Genomic DNA, 22,150 nt, shown 5'->3' with positions numbered 1-22,150 from the left:
CCCAGCTGTGGAGAAGGACTTCTCCTTTCCACAGCTGTTACCTTGATTGGAAGGAGGAGTATTTTAGGGATTTGTTTCGGCCGGAGAATAAAATGTGGAGAATTGCCGATACTTCTATGATGGACACAACATACAATGCGGTGAGTGTTGGAAATGAGATTTGCCACCCTCGAGTGGAAAACGGCAGCATTGACGCATCGAACAGGTACATAACCGACATGGCCAGAACATATTTTGGCATCGTCAATATCCTTCCTCCCAGACTGGAAGCTTATGCAACTCATACTCAGGGCTCTCGCGGAAATCGGCACCTAACATAGCGCGCGTCAGGGTCTCGAGATCACTGCCCGAAACCTTATGCACGTGCCGCAGGTGATCCAGACAAGTACGCCGGATGGAACTGTACGAACGGTCGACGAGTACACGCAACTCGCATCCCTTGGGGCAGTGGAGTACTCTCACCGCCGCAGCCTCCGCATGAATATCAGCTGTGGCGTGCAGCCGCAGTAAAACCCCTTCGCACGTGCGGTTTCCGCGTTGTATTCCACGCCGCAGGAGGGACATTCGAAAGCCGGAGCGACAGATTGGGTCATTCACTCCCTCCAACAAAACCCTTCCAAGCAGGCGGCGATTGACGCCATTCCTGCCCGTCGAGGAGTGCACGGCCTCCAGGTCTCAGGCCGCCCGGCTGCTTGAAGAAAAATGGAATATCATGTGCGGTGCAAAAGTCACGAATCTCCTTGAACCACTGTGCATCGGCCTGCCTGAAATGGGGGCCGCTTTCCCCGCCTGCGATTATCCAGTCTGGTACGTTATCGCAGAGCCAGTCGAAGGGAGCCAGTGACTCAAGAAGCGGTTCCAATGACAGGAAGATGTGTGCTGCGAATAATCTCATCCATACGAGTGTTGCCGCTCTCCCTGTCCATCTGCGGTTCTCAATGCTTGCCCCAAACCAGACATGTGAAGGAAGCGTGCAGTCGTAGTAGGCTTCGCCAAAATATTCCACCATTCTCTCGGGGCGTTTGGTCAATATGAGGTATGTGTGCTGCTTGTTGCGGTCCATTTCGTGCATGACTTCGGTGATGAATTCAAACGGGATGTTTTCATGAAAGAGGTCGCTCATGCTGTTTACGAATATCCTGCCTGGCTTCCACTTCCTTGTGGCTGTGAGTCTTTCAGGATGCAGAGTAACTTCGAAGCTCCTGCCGAACCTGTGCGATAGAGCCTCCGCGTAGCAGTTGCGGCATCCCTCCGATACTTTGCTGCACCCTGTTACAGGGTTCCAGCTGTAGTCGCACCACTCAATGTTTGTTCTGCCTGTCATTCAATCACCTGCGCCCATCCATGCCTTCGCGGAATTTAGGCGCAAATAGTAGCTGGACACGGGTTGAAATTTCTGATACTTTAGTATCATACTGCGTCAGCCCTCCCGAAGCCTAGCGACTCAAGATGTTTGGCGACCTTTGACGGGAGGATTTCAGCGTCATCGTCCCCCATCGTATACTGGGCGCCATCGAGCTTGAATGATACGGGAGACTTGCATCGAAACACATAAGTCATCATATCTGTGGGGTCTGTCGAAAAGCTGAGGCCGTCGTTTACCATGCCCTGGACGCCTGCATCCTGAGCGTTCTGCGCATCATCCAGCGTGCCTGACGGGATTATGCCAGGGCGCTCCGACCTTATGCGCGAGAGCTTGAATACCCAGAACCATGGCTGCATCTTGCTGCCGTTCTCGCATTCCACACGCTTTTTCTGTTTCTCGACGCCCTTGAGGAATGAACCGAGCATCTGCCTCTTCTTTCGCGAGGACAGGTTGTAGTTGGCGAAAAGCGAATTCATCATGTAGACAGGGACGAAGACAGAATCGGTCTGCGCATCGGCGACGAAGACAGATGACTTGACGGATATCTTATCACCCACTGCCGGACCAAAATCAACTGCGCAGGTGGCCATCTGCAGCATGTCGAGGAAGTCATCCACGATTGGTTCGGCGATGCTGTCCGATGCGGGATCCTTCCTTATGCTGCGCTGTGACCAGAAAGTTACAAGCTGCTGCCAGTCTACCTTGCTCAGGATGGGATATTTGCCGAATTCGCTCACGAACCATATCGTGAAGTTTTTGCTCGTGATCACATCATCGTCCTTCAGTCGGAATGTCCTGCCTTCAATTGTGATGTCCATGCCCGTTGGCGCGCCGTAGTTCACCACAATCTGTGTATTTTCCAGCAACCATTCTATCATGACCGTATCAGTGCCATCTGAGTGTTCATGCAACGCCTGCAGGAATCTTCCACAGAGGGCTGAAGTTTCCACCCTGCCCAGATGATTTTCGATGTCCTGGAACAGCGTTCTCCCGAAATCGCTCTGAATGTCCATGGGGTCAACAGGAGAACCGGCCATGATACCCTTTCTTGTGTAACGCCTTAAATCAGGCAGGAACCCATACAAATTGTCGGATGGCTTGATCACAAGATGGAATGGAAAGCCCTCTTCAGTCTCTTCGGTTTCCTGGAGAATGCTCTGTCTGTCCCCGAAAAGGACGAATGCTTTGCCGGTGTAGAGCACCACATCCCTGGGATCCTCCACGCCATAGGTTCTGGTCGTGAACTTTCTTTCAGTAAGCCGTATGAGCGTCTCAGTTGATTTATCGTAATACTGAAAGTTATGCTCTTCGGGCTTGTCTTTTTTTATCACACTATCCCTCCTTTTTGCCCATACATGGGGGGTATTATTGTGTTCCAAGTGCTCCAAAAATTGCAAGCGAGTTGGAACACATACTTCAGTACCCCCCTATATAGGGAAACGGGCAAAAAACGGCGTCTTGTTCCAAAAGTTCCAAGTGTTCCAACTTTCAAAAATAATTTCTCGTTACGCTTCGCTAAAAACATTGGAACATTTGGAACATTGGAACATTTACGATGGAAATGCACACTTCTGTTCAATGGAACATCTCCTGATTTCTGGAACATTTGGAACACTCAAAATGACCACACCCCCTCACCAATGCCGAGTGAAATTTCGACGTGATAGCTTTTCGCCCTGCTCCTGGCAACATACAGCAGCCTGCGGACGCCGTCGGGATTGGAGGTCTGCTGCTCCATCCATTTCCTGCCAATATCGAGCACAAGGCCCACAGTGTCAGCCTCCAGCCCTTTGGCAGCATGGTAGGTCCCGATGTAAACAAAACAATCATCGGTGATCTCCCTGCCTATCCACCTGAGCATTACTTCCTTCTTCTTTCCCCTGTAGTCCAGTTCCCTCACCAGCTGCTCCTTCGTAGGGGTGCCCTCAAATGCGCTCAGTATCTCGGCCTCATCAGCACTTCCCGAATCAAGCCTCTGCTGCACCGCAGCATCTGCTGAGAAGAATCTGTTCTCCCTGACCCTGGTCTTGACGCCCCTCTTCAGCAACCCGGACGCAGGAAGACATGATGCAAGGAATCTGAACTCCTCTCTGCTCAGGTTGGGAAACCTGGATATTATACGCACGAGTTCTATCATTTTCTGCGACCAGAGCAGCCTTCCCTGGTGCTTCGGATTCGAGGCCAGCAGTATCACGTCGGGATACCGTGCATCCACGATGGATGATATTTCCTGCATCAGCCATCCGGAGGAGCACAGCACCATCCTCTTCCCTTTTGACTTCACCACATTATCGAGCGAGCGCGCATACTCGACGATGCCGCCGGCAACAGCCGGTTCTATGTCCTTGCTGATCCTGTTCGAGACGCCGTCGATTGTCTTTCCGGCATGGATCAGTATCTCACTCGATAGCCTGTAGCTCCTTTTCAGGATGAAAAGCCGGCCTGAGTTGAGAGCTGTAATTCTTCCGAGGTAGTCATGCACGTCCACACCTCGAAAAGAGTATATGCTCTGGTCATCGTCCCCCGCAATCACTACGGTTTCCGCCTTCCTGGACCACAAGTCACAGAGTTTCCACATAAGGGGGGTAAGGTCTTGCGCCTCGTCTATGAGCAGCAAATCGCAACGCGGCAACGGGCCGTCGACACCATACTGTTCCTCCAGCCTGACAGTCTCCTCCAGGACATCATCATAGTCCTTTTTGTCGCCGAGTTCGTGCTTGTACTGCCTGTAGTGATGCAGGAGGAGTTCCAGATCCCTGTTTTCGTCACCCCTCCAGTTATTCGGCGAGTCCTCAGGAACCTGATTCCTCGCCACGCTCCACGCCATCATAATCTGGCTGAGCTCATCATGATGCTCTATGTCCGAATCTTCCTCCCACGGGCGCGTGACGCCTTTCTTTTCGATATTATATCTAGCGGCAAAATCGGAAATCTGCGCGTCCGTGAGGAAATCACCATCGATTCCCGATTTGCCCTTTCCGACTTTCCATCCCAGCAATCTCGTGCAAATTGAATGAAACGTCCCGATTGTCCTTTTGTCTCCGCCCAGGCGCTCCCTCGCTTCTTTTCCCATGGACCTGTTGTAGGTCACATAGTATCTGACTGAGTGCTCATCAAACTGTTTCCATATTGCGCCCAACGCTGTTGTCTTTCCAGTGCCAGGTGCACCCATGATGAAATTCATGTGGGCGAGCATATCCTTTTCAATGCCGAGCGAATCCACATACATGCCGGCCGAGGAGCCCCTGTCAAACAGACTGCCAGTGACGCCGGTTCCTTCTGCAGAGGTCATCAGCAGAACACCCCGTGTATCAGCTCGCCGAAGCTGGTCGGCGGCTCAAAATGCTCGAGGAACCACGTGTCGAGGAGTTCCGCGAGCTCAGTTTCTCCAATTCCGTGCCTGGTGGCCTGTTCTCTTAGATCTTTTGCTTCATTCGGAAACTCTGAACGGGTAGCTACATGAGCAGAGAGTGAACTCATGAAAATACCCCCGGTCCTGCCAGTGCATATACATTGAGGATGTCAGAATGGGATACACGGTAAAAATCCCCAATCCCGACACCTGCATCCTTACGGAGATGTTCGTTTCGTTCATACCCCTTCCTTCTCTTCTGTTCCCTCTATGAAATGCCCTTCTCCTCCATGATTTGCCGACAACATACCTTATCGTTGGATGTATGAAAAATTATATTCAACCAGACGAATCCGATAATATAAAAGCACCACAGATAATGCCGCAGATTCCTTACCGCCTGAAGAACGATAAGAGGGTACGATCAATCAAATCATGATGTGCCTGAATCGAAGATAAAGGACAATGTCATAAACCGCCTTGATTGATCCGGCAATAGAGGGCAGCGGTTCAGGACTGCTCCCGATTATTAATCCGCCCAGGGCGGGCGATGGAACGGAAGACAGGTTTCTTATCGCAAGGAACTGGGAATTTGTCTTCAGTCTACTTTCTGATTCAAACACGGTGTTTATGAGACTGTCCCTTGGTGTCAAATCCATCTGGCTTGTGGCCTGCCTCAAAAAGAGGAATAATTCACCAAGCAGCAAAATACGCGAGAAAGACATGAGAATGAGGAAAAAATTGCTTATCAGATGAGTGAATACCATAGTCCTTATGATACCATATTTTACTGACATTCTTCCTGATATTACAACAGACAATGCAGTGAGTATGTTTACAACTACAAAAATAAAACCAGTCTGAGTGAGGGAAGCAGAAAATACAACGAGAAACCACAGGGATAGAAGTGACGTACTAACCAGCCCTCCCCCAAACGCATCGACGGCAAAGAGGGTTCCAAGCTGATTTCTCAGCGTCCTGTCCTTCCTGTCAAGAACGATTTTGTTCTTTGCAGGCATATTTTGATGCGGGAATTTAACCAGGAAATAAGGAATCCCGGACGCAAATGACAAAATCGCACAAATGTAAAAGATTGAAGCGAAGGAAATGCGAGGATAAACGAGGACTGACAGGGCTCCGAAGGTATTCCCAGCATATGATAGAAGATTATAGGAGGAGAATTGATGGTACTTTTCCTTCTGATTCGAAGAAAAAGTGCTTATTGCGTATTGCTCTATGGGCTGGTTCGGTGACATGTCCTTTCCAGAAAGTGAAATACCACAGACAATAGCTGCCACCAGATAACCTGCGAGATTATCTGTCAGAGCAATGACCGCAGTTCCCGTGAAAAATATGGCCCATGACAGGAAGACCTTAAACGAAATACCGACGCGAATCACGGGAAGCGTGTAGATTAATACGGCGGATGATATCGAACTCAAAAGGATTACAATGCCCACCTGAAAGTATCCAATTCCTTCCGAAAGAAGGAAAAATGGAGAAGAAAATGAGAGTAAGGTGAATACGAAGGATCTCATTGATCTCGAAAGGGACAACAGCAGCGCATCCGTCTTCACTAAACTGATGATGATTACAGAATTAATGTAGTTTTCCGCTGTGCAAATATGGTAGGTTACCAACGTCCAAGGGAATCAGAGTAAATTATCAAAGCGATAATTTGAAGGCGCATATCCCGAGCTCGAAAGGTGGTGATCCCAGGCAGGTCAGCTGACTTTCCAGGTGCAATACTTTGACATGCCGCCAAGAACATTGCGCATCTTCCAAGGAGCCTGTGAGATTGAACACCCACCGGGATATGACTTACCCCACTGCTGTCTTACACTCACGAGCCGCACCCTTGCTCTCATATTCTACTGCTACAACCGCAGCATATCCACCAGTTTTGACAACAGATGCTGTTCGAGCTGATTGTTGCAAGTAACAACAACTCTGCGCTCTATTCCATATTCCTGCGTTCTGCCGGAAAGTGAATGCTGCAATCTCACTTCCACCGTAAAAGTGCCTGCATGAAGAGATGGAAACTGTGAGAAGTTCACGAACATATGAGAAGGGTGAATCTGCGTAATGCCGCCTGCTGTTTTCGAACATGTTCGGATTGCTGATGCAGCTATTCCCACGTAGAATGTAAGCGTCGCATCTGCAGCGGTCCTGTCCAGTACATACAGCCGCCAGCGTATGCGCCCGATCTCCTACCTGAACGGCAGATTGCCGCTCCCGTTGCCTAGATGTGTCACGCACAGTAGTGGAACGCCATGTTCGGGCTGCGCAGAAGTGCTTGCCTTAACTGATGCAAGGGCATTCTGTAATCTTTTGCTTTCACCTCTGCCTGTTGCATTTTGCAGTGTCGCAGAGGAGAAAAAAAGGCGACAAGCCGAATCGTTCAACAGCACTGTGTGAGATTTCAGTCCTTGCTGAACAGTTTCTCAATCTTTCAGGGAACCTATGATGAACGTGACAATCAGTATGTGCTTGCCGACAGAGTGGTCCTGCTTCCTCTCGGGCACAAACGGCTCGACCAATTTGGGCTATCTTCAGTTCCTGTGCGAGTACGGGGAGCTGGAATGCGTCGAAGTTGACAACATCCACCGTCTTCGGACCTCATGCCCCTTCATTCGGATGATGAGTTACAGTACCCTGTCTTCTGCGCTTCGATCCTTCTGCCGGATGATACTCTGCATCCCGTTTTTACGTTTGAATTAGAGTGCAGATACCGGTACGTCCGGGCGCACCACCTTTTTCTTCATCAGGGAGGGCATGCATATGTGGCATAGTACGTTGGTTTGAATACGGGCCTTCACTTGAAACGAGTTTGAATGTGGCCGAGAATCTTTATGGCTGAGATGGCAGCTTGAGAACTCCAGTACTCAAATTAGTTAAGAGGTTTGATGGCGAAAGTTCGGCATCATGCTGTCAGTAGAGATTTTCTATCTTTATGCGCTTGCTTCCGTCATATACGTAGAGCTGGTTAGGCTCTTCGTCCGCAGTCGCCTTGTGGCTTCCGTCACAGAATGGCTTGTTCTTTGAGAGGCCACATGCGCACATGTATAGCGTTTCTCCGTCTTTTGTGGTTACCGGGAATGGTTTGTTTCTTTCATGCTTTACTAATCTTGCCATTACATCACTTCCATTATGATATCTGGTAGAATAAGTAAAGTATAAAAACAAGTAACTTTACAACTGGAAACCAGATGAACAGTACTTCATATGAAGCACCAGATACCGATCTTTGCCCGATAGCCGCCACAATCAGGAAGATCGGAAGCGAGCCAAAATTGGTTGTCGTGCGTTATCTGTCCGAAGGAGAGCATGGATTTAACAGCCTTATGAAAGTTTCAAGGCTTAGCCCGAAGACGCTTTCTTCAACCCTTAAAGCTCTGGAAAAAGAGGATGTCGTGACTAGGGCAGTTCTGAGCACGCGCCCCTTTAAGGTAAAATATTCCCTCACGGAAAAGGGAAGGGATCTGGGTCCGGTACTGGAAAAAATGGGGGAATGGGGGAAAAGATGGTTGAATCAGAACAACTCTGCAGATACTGAAGCATTCTCAAATGTTAGTGCCGGAGACGCAAGATGAATGAGAAGACCGGGCTCCACGTCCAACAGGGAACTAAATTATACTACATATAGAACAAAAACCAACAGCACCCATTTTAATCACAAACTTGCTTGTATCTAAAAAATAACTTGTTAATCAAGATCGGTCAGAAAGCCATAACCCGAAGGCAAATGATGCCAATTTGTTTTGCGTGAATTTTGCGTGAAGAGCGAGAGGATGATTTGAAATCACCGTCAAAGTTTCGGGGAAAGAAAAACATATCCCACACACTATGTATTCCGTATTCCGATTTCGAGAAAACAGGCGTAGCAATCGGAATAGGAAACGCACAGATGATATCTATGAGTAAACTGTAAGTTGATGCTCTTCGGCCGTCGAACTTCAAGAAGAAGGAATGGACCGTCTGGAATTTTCGTGAAGGAGGAAACTGAACCATCCACAATGAAAACCGCCAGGAATCCGGAACCATTACATTCCAAGGAACCTTAGGGAAATAAATAAAGCCGGTCCATATTGCCCCTGAACGAATGATTGAAATCGTTACGACAAATGTATAGCGCAGGCTTGCTTGAAGGAATAGCATCGCCCTATACATCAATCTGTATTCGGCACAAAAATGTGGAAGCTTCAAAATAAGCCAGGCGATCATTCAAGGGGTCGTCTTCCATTGTAACCACCCTCGAGCGTGTGCCAGTACCTGACTTCAGGTTCCCCCCTCTGCCAGCATAGAAAAACGACTTGATTGTCTCTCACACTGTAGAAATCTATGAGACCCATGTCCGGATTTTTAATCTCCACACCCAGTTTACCAATCTCCCTGATAGCCTCATTCCATCTGTCAATCCTGGAACTCTTCTCCTTTTCGAGTTTCAGATATTCCTGTCTGTCGGGATTGGCATCATCCCTGATTGATTCACCCCAGTACCACTCAAGATCCTCGGTGAGTTCGGCAACTGCTCTTATATCCAGCAATATCCTGTCACATTCTTTGAGACGGCCCTCGAGTACAGGAATGAGATCGTTCGCTTCATCGACCGTGAAAAATTTGGAGGGGCGCCCCTCACTGCCGCTGAATCCCTCACTTTCATCTTTCATTTTCTTTTCCATCCGGCCCCTGTCGTCAGTATATAATTTTTCTGTAACTATATATGGATTAGTTTGAAAAGACTGCAAATTACGAGAATTGCATAGGAATTAATCCCTGACATTGTGCTGTGTTAAATAATGTATGCCGGCAAATTTTCAGCGCGAAAATTTCATATCGAAGGAATCAGCTGGCTCAGAATCGGAAAAGTTCAAAACCTGATTTATTCAATACGGCACTGAAACTCACAAATTACAAATATCGCCGACAGAATGACAAAAATACCTGAAATGCGAACTCTTCCTCTAATTTTGACGATACTGGCCCTTTCCGCAATGTTCATGGTTGCGGTTTATTCGGCCTATGCCTTTTCACTACCTTCAGCAATATTTCTTGTTGCACTAATAATAGGCCTCATGGTATCGCTTCTGTCTTTCAGGTATTTTGGATGGCCATACGCAGACAGAGGAAAATACATCGATATCACTCCAGCGAGACTTTACTCGCTTATTGAAGAGAAAAAGAACATCAGCATCATGGATGTCAGAACAAAACGGGAATATGCCAAATCACACATTCCTGGCGCCATTAACCGCCCGCTTCTTTCACTAAAAAAGGGAGAGAAATTCAACCAGCCCACCGTGTTCATCTGCGCTACCGGCCACAGATCTAGAATGGCTCTGAGGAAGGTTGAAGGAAGAGATCTCTACAACCTGGAGTCAGGATTTAAAAAGTGGCAAGAGGCCAATCTGCCTGTGAGTGGCATAGGCGGAGCAGGAAAGGAGACCGGATAAGTTCAATCTGAGTAGTGTCCGAGGCAAAATAGAACGGTCGTCAGATCGCTATCAGAAATGGTACCATCAGCCACTTTACGAAGCACTTCCTTGCCACGGAAGGCTATCCCCAGTCCTGCGTTCTTTACCATAACAGTGTCGTTTGCCCCATCCCCTATCACAACGACTTCTCTTGAAGAGATGCCTTCATTCATCATTATTTCTTCAATCACCCTCTGCTTGCCATTGGCATCGAGAATGGGTTCTTCGAGATTTCCTGTCAGAACACCGTTGCGAACTTCGAGTCTGTTGCCAAATGCATAATCAAGACCAAGCTCCTCTTTCATTTTCTCTGTGAATACTGTAAATCCTCCACTCACAAGCGCTATCCTGTACTTCATTGAACGCAGCGATGAAATGAGTTCACGCGCACCAGGGTTCAGTACAAGGGATTTACTCAGCTCTGTCAATGTTGAAAGAGGCATTCCGCTGAGGAGGCGCACTCTTTCTTTTATAGCCTGGGAATAGTCTATTTCACCCCTCATGGCCTTTTCGGTTATTGCTGCAATCTTTTCCTTGAGTCCGGCCTGAGCAGCTATTTCATCAATTGTCTCATTACTCACAAGCGTTGAGTCCATGTCAAAGACGATGAGCTTCTTTCCCATACGAAAAGTGGATTCCGGCTCAAAAATTATATCCGCCTTTCGTCCTGAAAGTGCATCCTGAATATGTTTCATGGCACTTCCCGGGTCGACTTTGTTCATGTCTACAATAAACTGCATGGCTGAGATGTCACCCCTGCTCAGCATGTTGATGCGTATATTATTCAGCCCGAGGTGTGCAGTTGCTCTTGAAAATGAACATATCATTTCAGTGGAATCTTCACCGACGATTGTCACCACGTAACGCTCTCCAGCCCTATCTCTCGTATAATCCTGGACCTCTTCGATATGAAGGGAAAGGCTGAGACCGGAAATTGCTTCCGAGAGCTTTTCAGGCAGAATCGTCGCGTATTCGCTGCTGTTCCTGTCAACGAGTATGAAAAGACTCAGTATTCCATGAATAACACTCTGTTGTATATCAAGTATCTTTGCACCCGATTCGGCTATACTGCCGACAACTCTGGAAAGTATACCCTCGCTGTCTTTACCGAGGATAGTTATTGCAACATAGTTCATTTGCGTCACCGAACCATCAAACATGTTTATTTTAATTATTACAGCGCATTGAATTATGCAACATCAGAATCGTGCAAAATGGTCTTATTTTCGCACTCATCTACCAATATGCACAGTTAGTCATTGTTGCTTGATGCAGTACTGTAACTATTTTTAGTAGGTCACATGCTATTAAGGTCGGGATGAATTCTTTACGAGAGCAGTTGCTAAAACTTGCTGCGGATAAGGGAGTTTTGCTGGATCCCGAGGCGCTGAGCAGACTCAGTATGCGGAACGACGGCGTTCTTAAACTCGGCAGACTTCTTGACGCCAGTGAGACGCCTCCTCTTGTCATCACAGCAGAAATGCTCCTGGATAGTCATCCAGCTGTGCAGCAGAAGAAGTCGCCGGAAACAGTCGGAAGGATAAACTCGAAGCAGCCGTCTCCCAATGTGCTAAGGGACATTACCGGAAACAGCACAACGACCGGCAATGTAAAGGATTTTGGCAAATATTTTACGGATCGTTTTCGGTCGCTGAGAAAGCTTCTCCTTAGGCGAACAGATATGGCAGGAGCAATTCCAATCTCCAGAATTCTGCATGTAAACAGGGACGCGAGGACCATAGGAATTGTAAACTCCGTAAAAACGACAAGGAACGGACACAGACTTCTTGAAATTGAAGACGAAGAAGAGAGATGCACAGTCCTACTGATGAAAGAGAAGGGTTTCGACACAGTCCTTAAGGATGAGGTTATCGGCATACACGGCAGGTTGAGCAGAGACAGAAAAATGATCATTGCAACTGCGGTGATACGACCGGACGTTCCATTCAACAGGGAAAGAGATGATTTAGACACGACATCCAGGGTAGCGGTGCTTTCAGATACGCATGTGGGCAGTAAGACATTTTTACGCACAGAGTGGACAGATCTGCTGAAGTGGCTGAAGCATTCTCCAGAGGCGAGAGAAATAAACTATCTGATTGTTTCAGGCGATCTGGCCGATGGGATTGGTGTATATCCCGACCAGGAAGATGATCTTGAAATAAGCGATGTCTACGAACAATATCAGCGTGTTTCAGAATACTTTATGGAGTTGCCTGACTGGATTAGGATAATACTCATGCCTGGCAATCATGACGCCGTAAGACCGGCTGAACCTCAGCCGACGTTTCATTCCGATATCAGAAAACTTTTCGGAAATGATGTTACCTTTGTAGGAAATCCATCGACCATAGATATCGAAGGAAGGAAAGTCCTTTCCTATCACGGACGGAGTTTCGATGACATAATAAGCAGCATTCCCGGCCTCACATGGGAAAAACCGATCGAAACCATGGTTGAGCTTTTAAAAAGGAGGCACCTGGCACCCGTATATGGCGAAAAGACGCCGCTTGCACCTGAGCACAAGGACTACCTTGTGATTGACGAGGTGCCAGACATTTTCGTGACAGGGCACATACACTCCTATGGTCTCTCGGATTACAGGGGGGTCAAGCTTATAAGCGGAAGCACCTGGCAGTCACAGACATCATACCAGAAGATGAAAAACATAACGCCAATACCTGCAAAAATGCCTGTGATTGAACTTTCAAGCCTTAACATGGGTGTTGTCAATTTCAGCGATTTCCACAGAGCTGAAAGAAGGATGGAAAGCGGGCAGGAAATCCGCTCTTCAGGTTAAAACCCTGCGATCTTTATATGTTGGTTTTTAACGTTTTTAACTCAGTCTCTTCATCATAATCAGCTCATATTCCTTGTATCCGAGATGGGAATACAGGCTGTGGGCCCTGCCGTTTCCCGACAGAACGTTGAGAAATGACAGTTGGCAATAATTCGATTTAAGCCAACGTTCCGCCTCCTCGATAAGCCGGATTGCCACTCCTTTTCCCCTGTAATCCGCTTCAACAAATAGCTCAGTTATGACTCCCCGCTTTATGCTGGCCATTTCAATAACTTCCAATGCTGACGGATTATGCACAGATGCTGATATCATTCCCACATTTTTTCCTTGAATTTCGGCAATAAGGATGCAGCCGCCTTCCCGCAGGCCTGATATCAGCATCTCCATCATGTTCTCGCCGTACCGTTTCCTGAGAATGCACAGGGAAAAATTGTCAATTGAGGAAATGTATTGCTGCGATTCTACAAGACAGTGGACGACAAAAGGTCGATCTTCAATACGATAATGTCTTATCCTGATGCCGGAGACAGCCCTTTTAGGGGCATACTGTCTTCTTTCATTCATGACAGGACTAATGGAGTGCCTGCTTCAAAATTTTTGCATCCAACCGAATTCCAGCGCATTGCATACGATTGGCAATGGAACGACGACATAGGCAAGTTTTTTATAAGACGCGCAAATTGGCAAATGGTGAATAATAGATGGTTCTAACCACCCAGGACGCTTTGCTTGCAATCGCAGCTTCAATTTCCATTGCCGGAGGGCTGATCGGTACTGGCATGGCACAACAGGGCATCGGTGCCGCCGGCATGGGAATTATTGCTGAAAAGCCGGAGAAGTTTGGGCAGGTTCTGTTTTTCTTTGTGATACCTGAAACTCTTTGGATACTGGGATTTGTACTTGGTTTGATCCTGCTGCTGCATATTCTGTGAAGTGGTACCATGCCACTAGACAACATACTGCAGTCGATTGAGCGGCGCAAGTCTGACGAAGCAGCTTCCATCATTGCAAAGTATCAGTCCCAGAAAGAAGCCATCGAGAAAGAAACTGAAAGGAAAATAAAGGAAATAGAGCAAAGCGCTAAAAAGAAGGAAGACGAAGATTCACGAGCGCTTGAAAACAGGGAGCTTTCCAACGCGGAAATAGAGGCCAGGAAACTCATATGGGAGAAGAGATCGACGCTGATTGAGGAATACCTTACGACTGCGTTTGAGTCAATGAAGGATGTGCGTTCGTCTTCATCATACAAGAAAATACTAGCGGCCATGGTCGATGCAGCTCAACGGAAACTTGGCAAAGACTGTAGAATTATGATAAGCCCAAAGGATTCAAAACTGATGAAAGGTCTAAAGACAATAGAGAAAGATATAGATCCTTACGGCGGAATAATTGCAGAGTCTGCGGATGGAAGCATGGAAATGGATCTGACCGTGACAACGCTGATAAAAGATCTCAGGGAAAGACTGTCTCTGGTACTTTATGAAAGAATCGGTGCAAATTGACATGGACTCGACATATTCAGGGAGCTACGGGAGAATCAAAGCCTCGCAAACGGAATTTCTGAATGAAAGTTTTATCAAATCACTGTACGACATGGATATCGAAGGTATAACAAGGTCGTTATCGTCAAGGTCATACAAGGAGGACATAGACCAGCTTTACTCCGGCTACAGGAATCCGGAGCTGCTCGAAATGGCGATAAACCGACGTCTTGCGATAAGGAACAGGATTGCACAGTTTGCCCCTCCTCCCAACGCAACTGACATACTCAGAGCATATCTTTCAAAGTGGGACATACAGAATATTAAATCTGTACTGACGGCAAAATTCCTGGGGTATTCGCTGAAGGAGACAGAGGCTTTTCTGGTAACCTTCAGGGATGTTGCTCTCGGTGTCTTTGCCGGCAATATGAAAAAAGAGGATTTCAATCTGCTTCTCTCCCTGCCGGATATCGAATCTATCGTTGAAACGCTTTCCAGATACGGCTATGGCTCAACCCTGCTACAGGAAATAGACAGTTACAGGAAGGGAGGAGATGTCTCTCCAATGCTCAGAGCGCTCGATCGTTTTTACTACAGGAGGCTCTTTGCTAGCCTCAGGTTCTACCTCGGGAGTGAGGGACCGCTTATCAGGTATTTCAGGGAGGAGGTAGACATTCGAAACATAATGATGCTTGTTACTGCAAAAGACTTGGCAGTATCTTTTGAAAGCATGAAAGAGGATGTCATACCGTACGGAACACTACAGTCAGACACACTGAGACAGGTTTATGATGAGAACAGCGTAGGCTCTGTCATGAGCAGGTTTGCCGAACGGACGGGGCTTTCAAAATCTTCCATACAGGAAAAGGAGGTAGCCGATCTGAAGAGATTCGAGGCGTCTATGAGACTCTCCCTCTATCAGAAATATTCTACGATTCTTTCATCCCAGTCAATTTCAATAGGTTCTGTTTTCGCATTCATACTCAAGGCAGAAAGAGAAAGGGAAGTGCTGCATGCGATTGTCACGGGCAAGGTATACGGGGTAAACGAGGCTGAAATCAGGGAACTCACAGGAGGCTACTGAATTGCCGGGAAGCGGTTTCACAGGCAGCATAGCTGCGGTAGGCGAAAGGGAGCTTGTCTTGGGATTCAGACTGCTCGGGGTAGCGGATGCCTATGTTGCCGAAGGACCTGAGGCGGTTGATAAGTTCAGGGAATTGCTTGCGGCGGGGAAACATTCATTTATCATGCTTTCCGAAAATATAAGGAAGTCGATGGATGCACGGACAATCGGCATTGTGAACACGTCCACTTCTCCACTTATTGTTTTCATTCCACTTCCAGGCGGAAGGGAAGAGGAGTCAATAGAAAAATTTGCCAAGAGGGTTCTTGGCGTTGAGATTGGCAGGTGATTAAATGGGAAAAGTTACTAGAGTATCAGGACCGGTTGTTATCGCTGAAGACCTTTCAGACGCCAGAATGTACGACGTTGTAAGGGTAGGCGATCTGGGCCTGGTAGGCGAAGTTATCAGAATTACCGGAAACAAAGTGACTATCCAGGTGTATGAAGACACCAGCGGCATGCGACCCGGAGAGAAGGTCGAGAATGTGGGAAAACCCCTTTCAGTTGAGCTTGGACCCGGTCTTCTCAAATCCATATATGACGGTATCCAGAGACCGCTTGATATAATCAGGGAGAAGAGCGGTGATTTTATCAGAAGAGGATTCTCCGCCAGTCCCCTTGATGAGACAAAAAAGTGGGCATTCAAACCACTTGTAAAGAGGGGAGACAGAGTAAGCGAAGGGCAGGTTATCGGGGAAGTCCAGGAGACAAGCCTGATAAATCACAAAATAATGGTACCATTTGGGATTAGCGGTGTCATAGACGAGCTGAAAGAAGGAGACTACGCAGTATCAGACGAACTTACATCAGTCAGGACCGAAAAGGGCCCGGTAGCGGTCAGACTGAAGCAGGACTGGCCTGTAAGAGTTGCAAGGAAGGTGGTGAATAAACTTCCCCCCTCTGTTCCGCTTGTTACCGGACAGAGAGTAATAGATGCCCTTTTCCCTGTAGCAAAAGGAGGGACTGTTGCCGTGCCAGGACCGTTCGGATCTGGAAAGACGGTCGTACAACACCAGCTTTCGAAGTGGTCAGACAGTGATGTTGTCGTTTATGTCGGATGCGGGGAACGCGGCAATGAGATGACGGAAATACTAACAACCTTTCCTGAGCTGCTTGACCCAAAGAGCGGGAAACCGCTTATGGAGAGGACTGTGCTGATAGCCAATACGTCCAACATGCCCGTCGCAGCCCGGGAGGCGAGTATCTACACAGGCATTACAATCGCCGAGTATTACAGGGACATGGGCTATGACGTTGCACTCATGGCCGACAGCACATCCAGATGGGCCGAAGCGCTGAGGGAGATCTCAGGGAGACTTGAAGAGATGCCGGGTGAAGAGGGTTATCCGGCATACTTGGGCAGAAGAGTTTCGGAATTTTATGAACGCTCAGGGAGTTCCAGAGTTGTTTCACCTGACGAGAGATACGGCTCAGTGACGATAGTCGGAGCGGTTTCTCCACCCGGAGGCGACGTATCTGAGCCTGTATCACAAAACACTTTACGCGTCACAAGGGTCTTCTGGGCGCTTGATTCCTCTCTGGCCTCACGGAGACACTTTCCTTCGATCAACTGGCTGAACAGCTACTCTCTTTACCAGCTGGAGCTGTCCAGATGGTATGAAGAAAATGTGTCCAGGGACTGGCAATCAGTATACTCTGACACGATGGGGATACTTCAGAAAGAGGCGGAATTGCAGGAAGTCGTACAGCTCGTGGGATATGATGCACTGCCGGAGAAGGAAAAAGCAATACTTGATGTTGCGAGAATGATTCGTGAGGATTTCCTTCAGCAGAGTGCTTTCGATGAAGTCGACTCCTTCTGTTCAACAAGCAAGCAGTACGGTATGCTGAAGACTATTATTGAGATGTCAAAAAGACAGAACGAGGCTATTGACAGAGGCGTGACAATGGAGAAACTTTCATCTCTTCCAGTGAGGGAAAAGATATCGAGGATGAAGGAAATCAGGGACAGCGAATTCAAGCAGTACTACGAGGGTTTGATAGAGGAAATCAGGAATTCTGTTGCTGGACTGGAGGTTTGAATATGCCCGGAGTTAGCTACAAGTCAATATCACAGATATCGGGACCTCTCCTTTTTGTCGAAAATGTACAGAATGCCGCATACAATGAACTTGTCGAGATCACCACGGCAGACGGTACAACGAGGACCGGACAGGTCCTGGATACAGGCAAAGGACTTGCCGTAGTCCAGGTGTTCGGTGCCACTTCGGGTCTTGATATAGGCAGAACCAAGGTGAAATTCTCCGGCAGCACGGCACGGATTAATGTCTCCGATGAAATGCTAGGACGGATATTCAACGGTCTTGGGGCACCAGTAGACGGTGGGCCGCAGATAGTCAGCAAAGAAAATATCGAGATCGTTGGTAACGCGATCAACCCCTACTCGCGTGAAGAACCGTCAGAGTTCATTGAGACCGGCGTTTCCACAATAGACGGAATGAACACGCTTGTAAGAGGACAGAAACTCCCAATCTTCTCGGGATCAGGGCTTTCACACAACATGGTTGCCGCACAAATTGCCAGACAGGCAAAGGTAATAGGAAAGGGGGAGAGCTTTGCCGTGATATTCGGCGCAATGGGAATAACAAGTGAGGAGGCAAATTACTTCATAAATGAGTTCAGGAACACAGGGGCGCTTTCCAGAGCTGTACTGTTCCTCAATCTCTCATCGGATCCTTCAATGGAGCGGATAATCCTTCCCAAGGTCGCTCTGACTACAGCCGAGTACCTTGCTTATGAGAGAGAAATGCACATACTCGTCATCCTTACGGACATGACAAACTATTGTGAAGCTCTGAGAGAAATTTCGGCTGCCCGGGAAGAAGTGCCCGGGAGGAGAGGCTACCCCGGCTACATGTACACTGATCTGAGCACCATATATGAACGCGCCGGCAAGATAAGAGGGAAAAATGGCTCAATAACACAGTTACCGATACTGACGATGCCCGGAGACGACATTACGCACCCGATACCGGACCTGACAGGATACATAACCGAAGGTCAGACCGTTCTAAGCAGAGACCTGCAGAGGAAGGGGATATATCCCGCTATCGACGTCCTGCCCTCGCTGTCCAGACTGATGAACCAGGGAATAGGCTCCAGGAGAACGAGAGAAGATCACAGGGGAGTGGCAGATCAGCTTTATTCAGCCTATGCAAACGGAAAGGACCTGCGTTCTCTGAGTGCGATAGTCGGTGAAGAGGCACTGGGGGCCAACGACAGGCTATACCTGAAATTCGCCGATGAATTCGAAGACAGATTCGTCCGGCAGGGTGTTTATGAAGACAGATCCATTGAGACAACACTGGATCTGGGTTGGGAACTGCTCAGCGTGCTTCCAGAAACGGAAATGAAGAGAGTAAAGAAGGAATTCATAGGCAAATACGGAAAATGGAGGGGGTCATGATTGCCTGCACAGCAGATCAAGCCCACAAGGATTGAGCTCATTCGAACAAACAGGAGAATCAGGCTTGCAAAGAGAGGTCTGGATCTGCTCAAAATGAAGAGGAACGCACTCGTAATGGAGTTTTTCAATATCAGCAGGACGATCAGAGGACTGAGAGAAAACCTTAGAGACGATGTCGGAAGAGCCATCGCTTCGGTCAGGGAGGCTGAACTGATCAACGGTGCGATGGAAATTGAAAGAGTTGCGCAGATGTCCGCAAATTTCAACGTCGGAGTGGGAGCAAAGAATGTCATGGGTGTAAGGGTGCCGCAAGTTTCCTTCAAAGCTGGAACAACTGTGCTTACCCCACTCTACAGAGCGACATCTGTTCCTTCGGCAGTCAACGATGCGATCAAACAGTTCGAAAAGGTTTTTTCATCCATGATCGAAATTGCGGAAAAGGAGAATGCAATGAGAAGACTTCTTCAGGAGATAGACAAGACAAAAAGACGGTCGAACGCAATTGAGAACATGCTCATTCCACAGCTGAGCGCAGCGGCAAAGATGATTAGAATGAGACTCGATGAGATCGAGAGAGACACATTCACGACACTCAAAGTAATTAAGAAGAAACTGGTAATGAGGGAAGAGACTGCGGAGGCTGCTTGAATGCAACTGAAATACAAAGCAAGACATTTCTATCCAGAAGTCAGAATCACGACTGAAATGCTCAGGAAGAACAGAAGACTCAGGACATTCGTCCGGATAAGGACTGCGACCTTCGTGCTCAATCCGGTAATTGCGATTGCAATAACTTTGTTTATCATGGCAAGGGTGTTTTAAATTACGGGCGACATAGAGATACTGAAAACCATCAGGGAAAGGGAAACAGCAGTTGAAAAGGAACTGCAGGAACTGCAGCGACAGAAAGAGGAGGAGTTAGAGATTCTAAAGAAGTCGCTCCAGTCAAAAGTGGACGAAGTCATACTGAAGACAAGAAACGAATACAAAGATGCAATCGAGAAGAAGAGACGCGAGGTGCTGGAGAAATGCAATTCCATTATTGAAGAGGCGAAGAGAAGGGCTGAAGGCATAAAACTTAAAATTACGGCAAGGGAAATAGAGAAGATGGTCGGCAACCTCATACTTGAGTACCTGGGTGAATGATGTGCTGAGATCTGAAAAGATCATAAGAATCAGGGTTATAGGCTCAAACAGCGCAAGGAAGACAGTGATTACTGCGCTGCATGATATCGGTATTATGCAACTCGAAGAGGTTGGAGATGATGCCTCCCCGTACCTAAGCAGAAACGAGGCTACCGAGAGTTATGAGATGCTCAGCAGAGAACTCCTGAGATTCAGGGGGCTCGAAAATGCGCTTCCACGGAAAAGAGTGAATGACAGGAAGTTCTTTCAGTCCATACAGGAACTGTTAGGCGCAGCCTCCTCAATAGACATTGATGAAGAAATAAAGCATCTAAGGGAGAGGGAGAACGGCATCAATGCCGAACTTCGTGATCTGGAAAACAGGCGGGATATCGCTCAAATGCTGTCCGGCATTGATTATGACCTTTCGGTTTTCAGCGGCAGCAGTTTTACGAGCTTCATAGCAAGCACGAAGGAAGAAGTGGACGTAGGAGGGATGGTGAGAGCCACGATTTCAGACGCCGTCATAAAGGCGCTGCCCGATGGTTCCAGCCTGATTGCTGTCCCTGCTGGAAAGGTAGGAGATCTCGGTAAGATTGCGAATGAGAACAGTTTTGAACTTATTTCCATCCCCGCAATGGAAGGAATGCCGGAAGCATTCATTGAAAACACGAAAAGACTGACTGCGGATAAGAAATCGGAGCTGCAAAAGATTTCAAATCGGCTCAACGAGATTTCGGAGAAATACTATTCGCCAATAGCCCAGATAAGGGAACAGCTGGAGATAGAAGTCAAGAAATATGAAGTCTCCGAAAAGCTTTCCGGAACAAAGTCTGTATTTGTTCTGGAAGGATGGATACCGGCAAGGCACTACAGTTTGCTCTCTGAAGTGCTCGAGGAGGCGTCAGGAGGCAATGTCATACTGTCACAAATAAACACAGATGAAGAGCCTCCGACGCTCTTCAGGAACTCCAGGCACATCAGACTGTTCGAGTTTTTCATAAGGTTCTACTCACTCCCAAAGGAGTACGAGATCGACCCTACTCTGGTCTTTGCAATTGTCTTTCCTCTGTTTTTCGGGCTCATGGTTGGAGACTGGGGATACGGGCTTGCAATACTCCTGATATCACTCTTTATCATACACAGGCTTGACCATCCGGTAGCTAAGAGCCATATTCCGAGGTTTCTGAGTCGCTTCGTCCTTATGATAATGGGTCCAAACGCGCTCAGGACACTCGCAAAAGCGCTGATTCCATCTTCGATAGTTGCCATAGCCGTCGGTCTCCTCTTCAATGAATTTTTTGGCTTTGCAGTTCTTCCGTTCACGGTATTTGGCGTTGAACCCGGTCTCGCCAAACTGCTTCTTGTTTCCGGGTACATTGGCCTGGGCATTGTTTCTTTCGGGCTCATTCTTGGAGCAATAAACGAACACACGCTGGGACACAGGAAGGGAATAATAGCAAAATTCGGCTGGCTTGCGTTTGCGTGGGGGATAGCTGTTTTCGGTTTAAATCTGCTACACAGGATCCCAATCAGTTTCTCGAACGTTTCCACATCGGTTCCGGTGGCACTCATAATCGCGGGAGGAATAACGATCATTGCTTCGGAGGGGACAATGGGAGCAATGGAAATACCCTCAATAATAAGTCACATTCTGTCGTACACAAGGATAGTCGGAATACTCCTTGCGTCCGTTATACTGGCTAGCGTCATCAACATATCACTGAGCGTTATAAAGACCAATCCGCTGCTTATACCGGTGGGCATAATAATCGTCGTCGTCGGCCAGATGTTCAACCTGATCATAGCTGTATTTGAATCGGGTATACAGGGAGCGCGTCTGCTTTATGTGGAATTCTTCTCCAAATTTTACAAGGGAAACGGCAGATATTTCAGACCATTCTCCAGCCCCAGGAATTATACGATAAAACAGTTTGACCTCGACACAATCAGGCAGAAATAGAGGCTGGGAATTCGGCGGCCGGCACGCGCACCCTGTCTG

Annotated in this window: 21 protein-coding genes; 13 read left to right on the top strand and 8 right to left on the bottom strand. The window is 47.8% G+C overall.

Going from position 1 to position 22,150, the window contains the following annotated elements; translation table 11 throughout:
• Nucleotides 1-589: 589 nt before the first annotated feature.
• The 5 genes from KIS29_01435 to KIS29_01415 form a co-directional block, all read right to left on the bottom strand.
• The gene (locus KIS29_01435; GenBank protein ID MBX8638987.1) at nt 590-1,324 is read right to left on the bottom strand and encodes a DUF5131 family protein; all 735 of its coding nucleotides are present in this window, start codon (nt 1,322-1,324) and stop codon (nt 590-592) included.
• Nucleotides 1,325-1,410: 86 nt separating this feature from the next.
• Nucleotides 1,411-2,697 carry a hypothetical protein gene (locus KIS29_01430; protein ID MBX8638986.1) on the bottom strand — a complete coding sequence of 429 codons (1,287 nt, stop codon included), beginning with the start codon at nt 2,695-2,697 and terminating at the stop codon, nt 1,411-1,413.
• A gap of 284 nt (nt 2,698-2,981) precedes the next feature.
• Complete coding sequence (locus KIS29_01425) at nt 2,982-4,658, bottom strand: AAA family ATPase (protein ID MBX8638985.1); 1,677 nt, start codon at nt 4,656-4,658, stop codon at nt 2,982-2,984.
• Nucleotides 4,659-5,146: 488 nt separating this feature from the next.
• Nucleotides 5,147-6,295 (bottom strand): MFS transporter, encoded by a 1,149-nt coding sequence (locus tag KIS29_01420; protein ID MBX8638984.1) that lies wholly within the window; start codon nt 6,293-6,295, stop codon nt 5,147-5,149.
• Between the two features lie 1,354 nt (nt 6,296-7,649).
• Nucleotides 7,650-7,853: a CDGSH iron-sulfur domain-containing protein gene (locus KIS29_01415; protein ID MBX8638983.1), complete on the bottom strand. Its 204-nt coding sequence runs from the start codon at nt 7,851-7,853 to the stop codon at nt 7,650-7,652.
• A gap of 74 nt (nt 7,854-7,927) precedes the next feature.
• Here KIS29_01415 and KIS29_01410 point away from each other — a divergent pair, with 74 nt between their 5' ends.
• Nucleotides 7,928-8,311, top strand: a complete 384-nt coding sequence (locus KIS29_01410) for a helix-turn-helix transcriptional regulator (GenBank protein MBX8638982.1) — start codon at nt 7,928-7,930, stop codon at nt 8,309-8,311.
• 627 nt (nt 8,312-8,938) lie between these two features.
• On the opposite strand, the gene KIS29_01405 is transcribed toward KIS29_01410, so the two are convergent.
• Nucleotides 8,939-9,400, bottom strand: a complete 462-nt coding sequence (locus KIS29_01405) for a DUF2203 family protein (GenBank protein MBX8638981.1) — start codon at nt 9,398-9,400, stop codon at nt 8,939-8,941.
• Nucleotides 9,401-9,649: 249 nt separating this feature from the next.
• On the opposite strand from KIS29_01405, the gene KIS29_01400 reads away from it, so the two are divergent.
• Nucleotides 9,650-10,171, top strand: a complete 522-nt coding sequence (locus KIS29_01400; protein ID MBX8638980.1) for a rhodanese-like domain-containing protein — start codon at nt 9,650-9,652, stop codon at nt 10,169-10,171.
• 2 nt (nt 10,172-10,173) lie between these two features.
• On the opposite strand, the gene serB is transcribed toward KIS29_01400, so the two are convergent.
• Nucleotides 10,174-11,328, bottom strand: coding sequence for a phosphoserine phosphatase SerB (serB, locus tag KIS29_01395; protein ID MBX8638979.1), 1,155 nt, complete (start codon nt 11,326-11,328; stop codon nt 10,174-10,176).
• Between the two features lie 182 nt (nt 11,329-11,510).
• Between serB and KIS29_01390 the strand changes: the two genes are divergently transcribed.
• Nucleotides 11,511-12,992 (top strand): DNA-directed DNA polymerase II small subunit, encoded by a 1,482-nt coding sequence (locus KIS29_01390; protein MBX8638978.1) that lies wholly within the window; start codon nt 11,511-11,513, stop codon nt 12,990-12,992.
• A 36-nt stretch (nt 12,993-13,028) separates the two neighbouring features.
• Here KIS29_01390 and KIS29_01385 read toward each other — a convergent pair whose 3' ends face one another.
• Nucleotides 13,029-13,556 carry a GNAT family N-acetyltransferase gene (locus KIS29_01385; protein ID MBX8638977.1) on the bottom strand — a complete coding sequence of 176 codons (528 nt, stop codon included), beginning with the start codon at nt 13,554-13,556 and terminating at the stop codon, nt 13,029-13,031.
• Between the two features lie 137 nt (nt 13,557-13,693).
• Between KIS29_01385 and KIS29_01380 the strand changes: the two genes are divergently transcribed.
• From KIS29_01380 to KIS29_01335, 10 genes are all read left to right on the top strand, one after another.
• Nucleotides 13,694-13,924, top strand: a complete 231-nt coding sequence (locus tag KIS29_01380; GenBank protein ID MBX8638976.1) for an ATPase — start codon at nt 13,694-13,696, stop codon at nt 13,922-13,924.
• 9 nt (nt 13,925-13,933) lie between these two features.
• Nucleotides 13,934-14,494, top strand: coding sequence for a hypothetical protein (locus KIS29_01375; GenBank protein ID MBX8638975.1), 561 nt, complete (start codon nt 13,934-13,936; stop codon nt 14,492-14,494).
• 1 nt (nt 14,495) lies between these two features.
• The gene (locus KIS29_01370; protein MBX8638974.1) at nt 14,496-15,557 is read left to right on the top strand and encodes a V-type ATPase subunit; all 1,062 of its coding nucleotides are present in this window, start codon (nt 14,496-14,498) and stop codon (nt 15,555-15,557) included.
• Nucleotides 15,558-15,585: 28 nt separating this feature from the next.
• Entirely contained in the window at nt 15,586-15,885 is a 300-nt protein-coding gene (locus KIS29_01365) for a V-type ATP synthase subunit F (GenBank protein ID MBX8638973.1), read from the top strand.
• Nucleotides 15,886-15,889: 4 nt separating this feature from the next.
• Nucleotides 15,890-17,638 (top strand): V-type ATP synthase subunit A, encoded by a 1,749-nt coding sequence (locus KIS29_01360; protein ID MBX8638972.1) that lies wholly within the window; start codon nt 15,890-15,892, stop codon nt 17,636-17,638.
• A gap of 2 nt (nt 17,639-17,640) precedes the next feature.
• Nucleotides 17,641-19,023 carry a V-type ATP synthase subunit B gene (locus KIS29_01355; protein MBX8638971.1) on the top strand — a complete coding sequence of 461 codons (1,383 nt, stop codon included), beginning with the start codon at nt 17,641-17,643 and terminating at the stop codon, nt 19,021-19,023.
• Complete coding sequence (locus KIS29_01350) at nt 19,024-19,671, top strand: V-type ATP synthase subunit D (protein MBX8638970.1); 648 nt, start codon at nt 19,024-19,026, stop codon at nt 19,669-19,671.
• Nucleotides 19,672-19,845: a hypothetical protein gene (locus KIS29_01345; GenBank protein ID MBX8638969.1), complete on the top strand. Its 174-nt coding sequence runs from the start codon at nt 19,672-19,674 to the stop codon at nt 19,843-19,845.
• Nucleotides 19,846-19,974: 129 nt separating this feature from the next.
• A complete protein-coding gene (locus tag KIS29_01340) occupies nt 19,975-20,169 on the top strand; it encodes a hypothetical protein (GenBank protein ID MBX8638968.1) in 195 nt (64 codons plus the stop codon).
• Between the two features lie 19 nt (nt 20,170-20,188).
• Complete coding sequence (locus KIS29_01335) at nt 20,189-22,111, top strand: V-type ATP synthase subunit I (protein MBX8638967.1); 1,923 nt, start codon at nt 20,189-20,191, stop codon at nt 22,109-22,111.
• The last annotated feature ends 39 nt before the right edge of the window (nt 22,112-22,150 follow it).

It is taken from the genome of Candidatus Sysuiplasma jiujiangense, from assembly GCA_019721075.1.
In the GTDB taxonomy this organism is placed as follows: domain Archaea; phylum Thermoplasmatota; class Thermoplasmata; order Sysuiplasmatales; family Sysuiplasmataceae; genus Sysuiplasma; species Sysuiplasma jiujiangense.
Note: the sequence above shows the minus strand (reverse complement) of the source record. Positions and strands in the feature narration are given on the sequence as shown.

Excerpts from the sequence above, each read along its gene's own strand:
- KIS29_01345 (MBX8638969.1), top strand. The coding sequence starts at position 19,672 with ATGCAACTGAAATACAAAGCAAGACATTTCTATCCAGAAGTCAGAATC.
- KIS29_01375 (MBX8638975.1), top strand. The coding sequence starts at position 13,934 with ATGCCACTAGACAACATACTGCAGTCGATTGAGCGGCGCAAGTCTGAC.
- KIS29_01435 (MBX8638987.1), bottom strand. The coding sequence starts at position 1,324 with ATGACAGGCAGAACAAACATTGAGTGGTGCGACTACAGCTGGAACCCT.
- KIS29_01355 (MBX8638971.1), top strand. The coding sequence starts at position 17,641 with ATGCCCGGAGTTAGCTACAAGTCAATATCACAGATATCGGGACCTCTC.
- KIS29_01425 (MBX8638985.1), bottom strand. The coding sequence starts at position 4,658 with ATGACCTCTGCAGAAGGAACCGGCGTCACTGGCAGTCTGTTTGACAGG.
- KIS29_01370 (MBX8638974.1), top strand. The coding sequence starts at position 14,496 with ATGGACTCGACATATTCAGGGAGCTACGGGAGAATCAAAGCCTCGCAA.
- KIS29_01360 (MBX8638972.1), top strand. The coding sequence starts at position 15,890 with ATGGGAAAAGTTACTAGAGTATCAGGACCGGTTGTTATCGCTGAAGAC.
- KIS29_01410 (MBX8638982.1), top strand. The coding sequence starts at position 7,928 with ATGAACAGTACTTCATATGAAGCACCAGATACCGATCTTTGCCCGATA.
- KIS29_01400 (MBX8638980.1), top strand. The coding sequence starts at position 9,650 with ATGACAAAAATACCTGAAATGCGAACTCTTCCTCTAATTTTGACGATA.
- KIS29_01390 (MBX8638978.1), top strand. The coding sequence starts at position 11,511 with ATGAATTCTTTACGAGAGCAGTTGCTAAAACTTGCTGCGGATAAGGGA.
- serB (MBX8638979.1), bottom strand. The coding sequence starts at position 11,328 with ATGAACTATGTTGCAATAACTATCCTCGGTAAAGACAGCGAGGGTATA.
- KIS29_01405 (MBX8638981.1), bottom strand. The coding sequence starts at position 9,400 with ATGGAAAAGAAAATGAAAGATGAAAGTGAGGGATTCAGCGGCAGTGAG.
- KIS29_01380 (MBX8638976.1), top strand. The coding sequence starts at position 13,694 with ATGGTTCTAACCACCCAGGACGCTTTGCTTGCAATCGCAGCTTCAATT.
- KIS29_01385 (MBX8638977.1), bottom strand. The coding sequence starts at position 13,556 with ATGAATGAAAGAAGACAGTATGCCCCTAAAAGGGCTGTCTCCGGCATC.
- KIS29_01415 (MBX8638983.1), bottom strand. The coding sequence starts at position 7,853 with ATGGCAAGATTAGTAAAGCATGAAAGAAACAAACCATTCCCGGTAACC.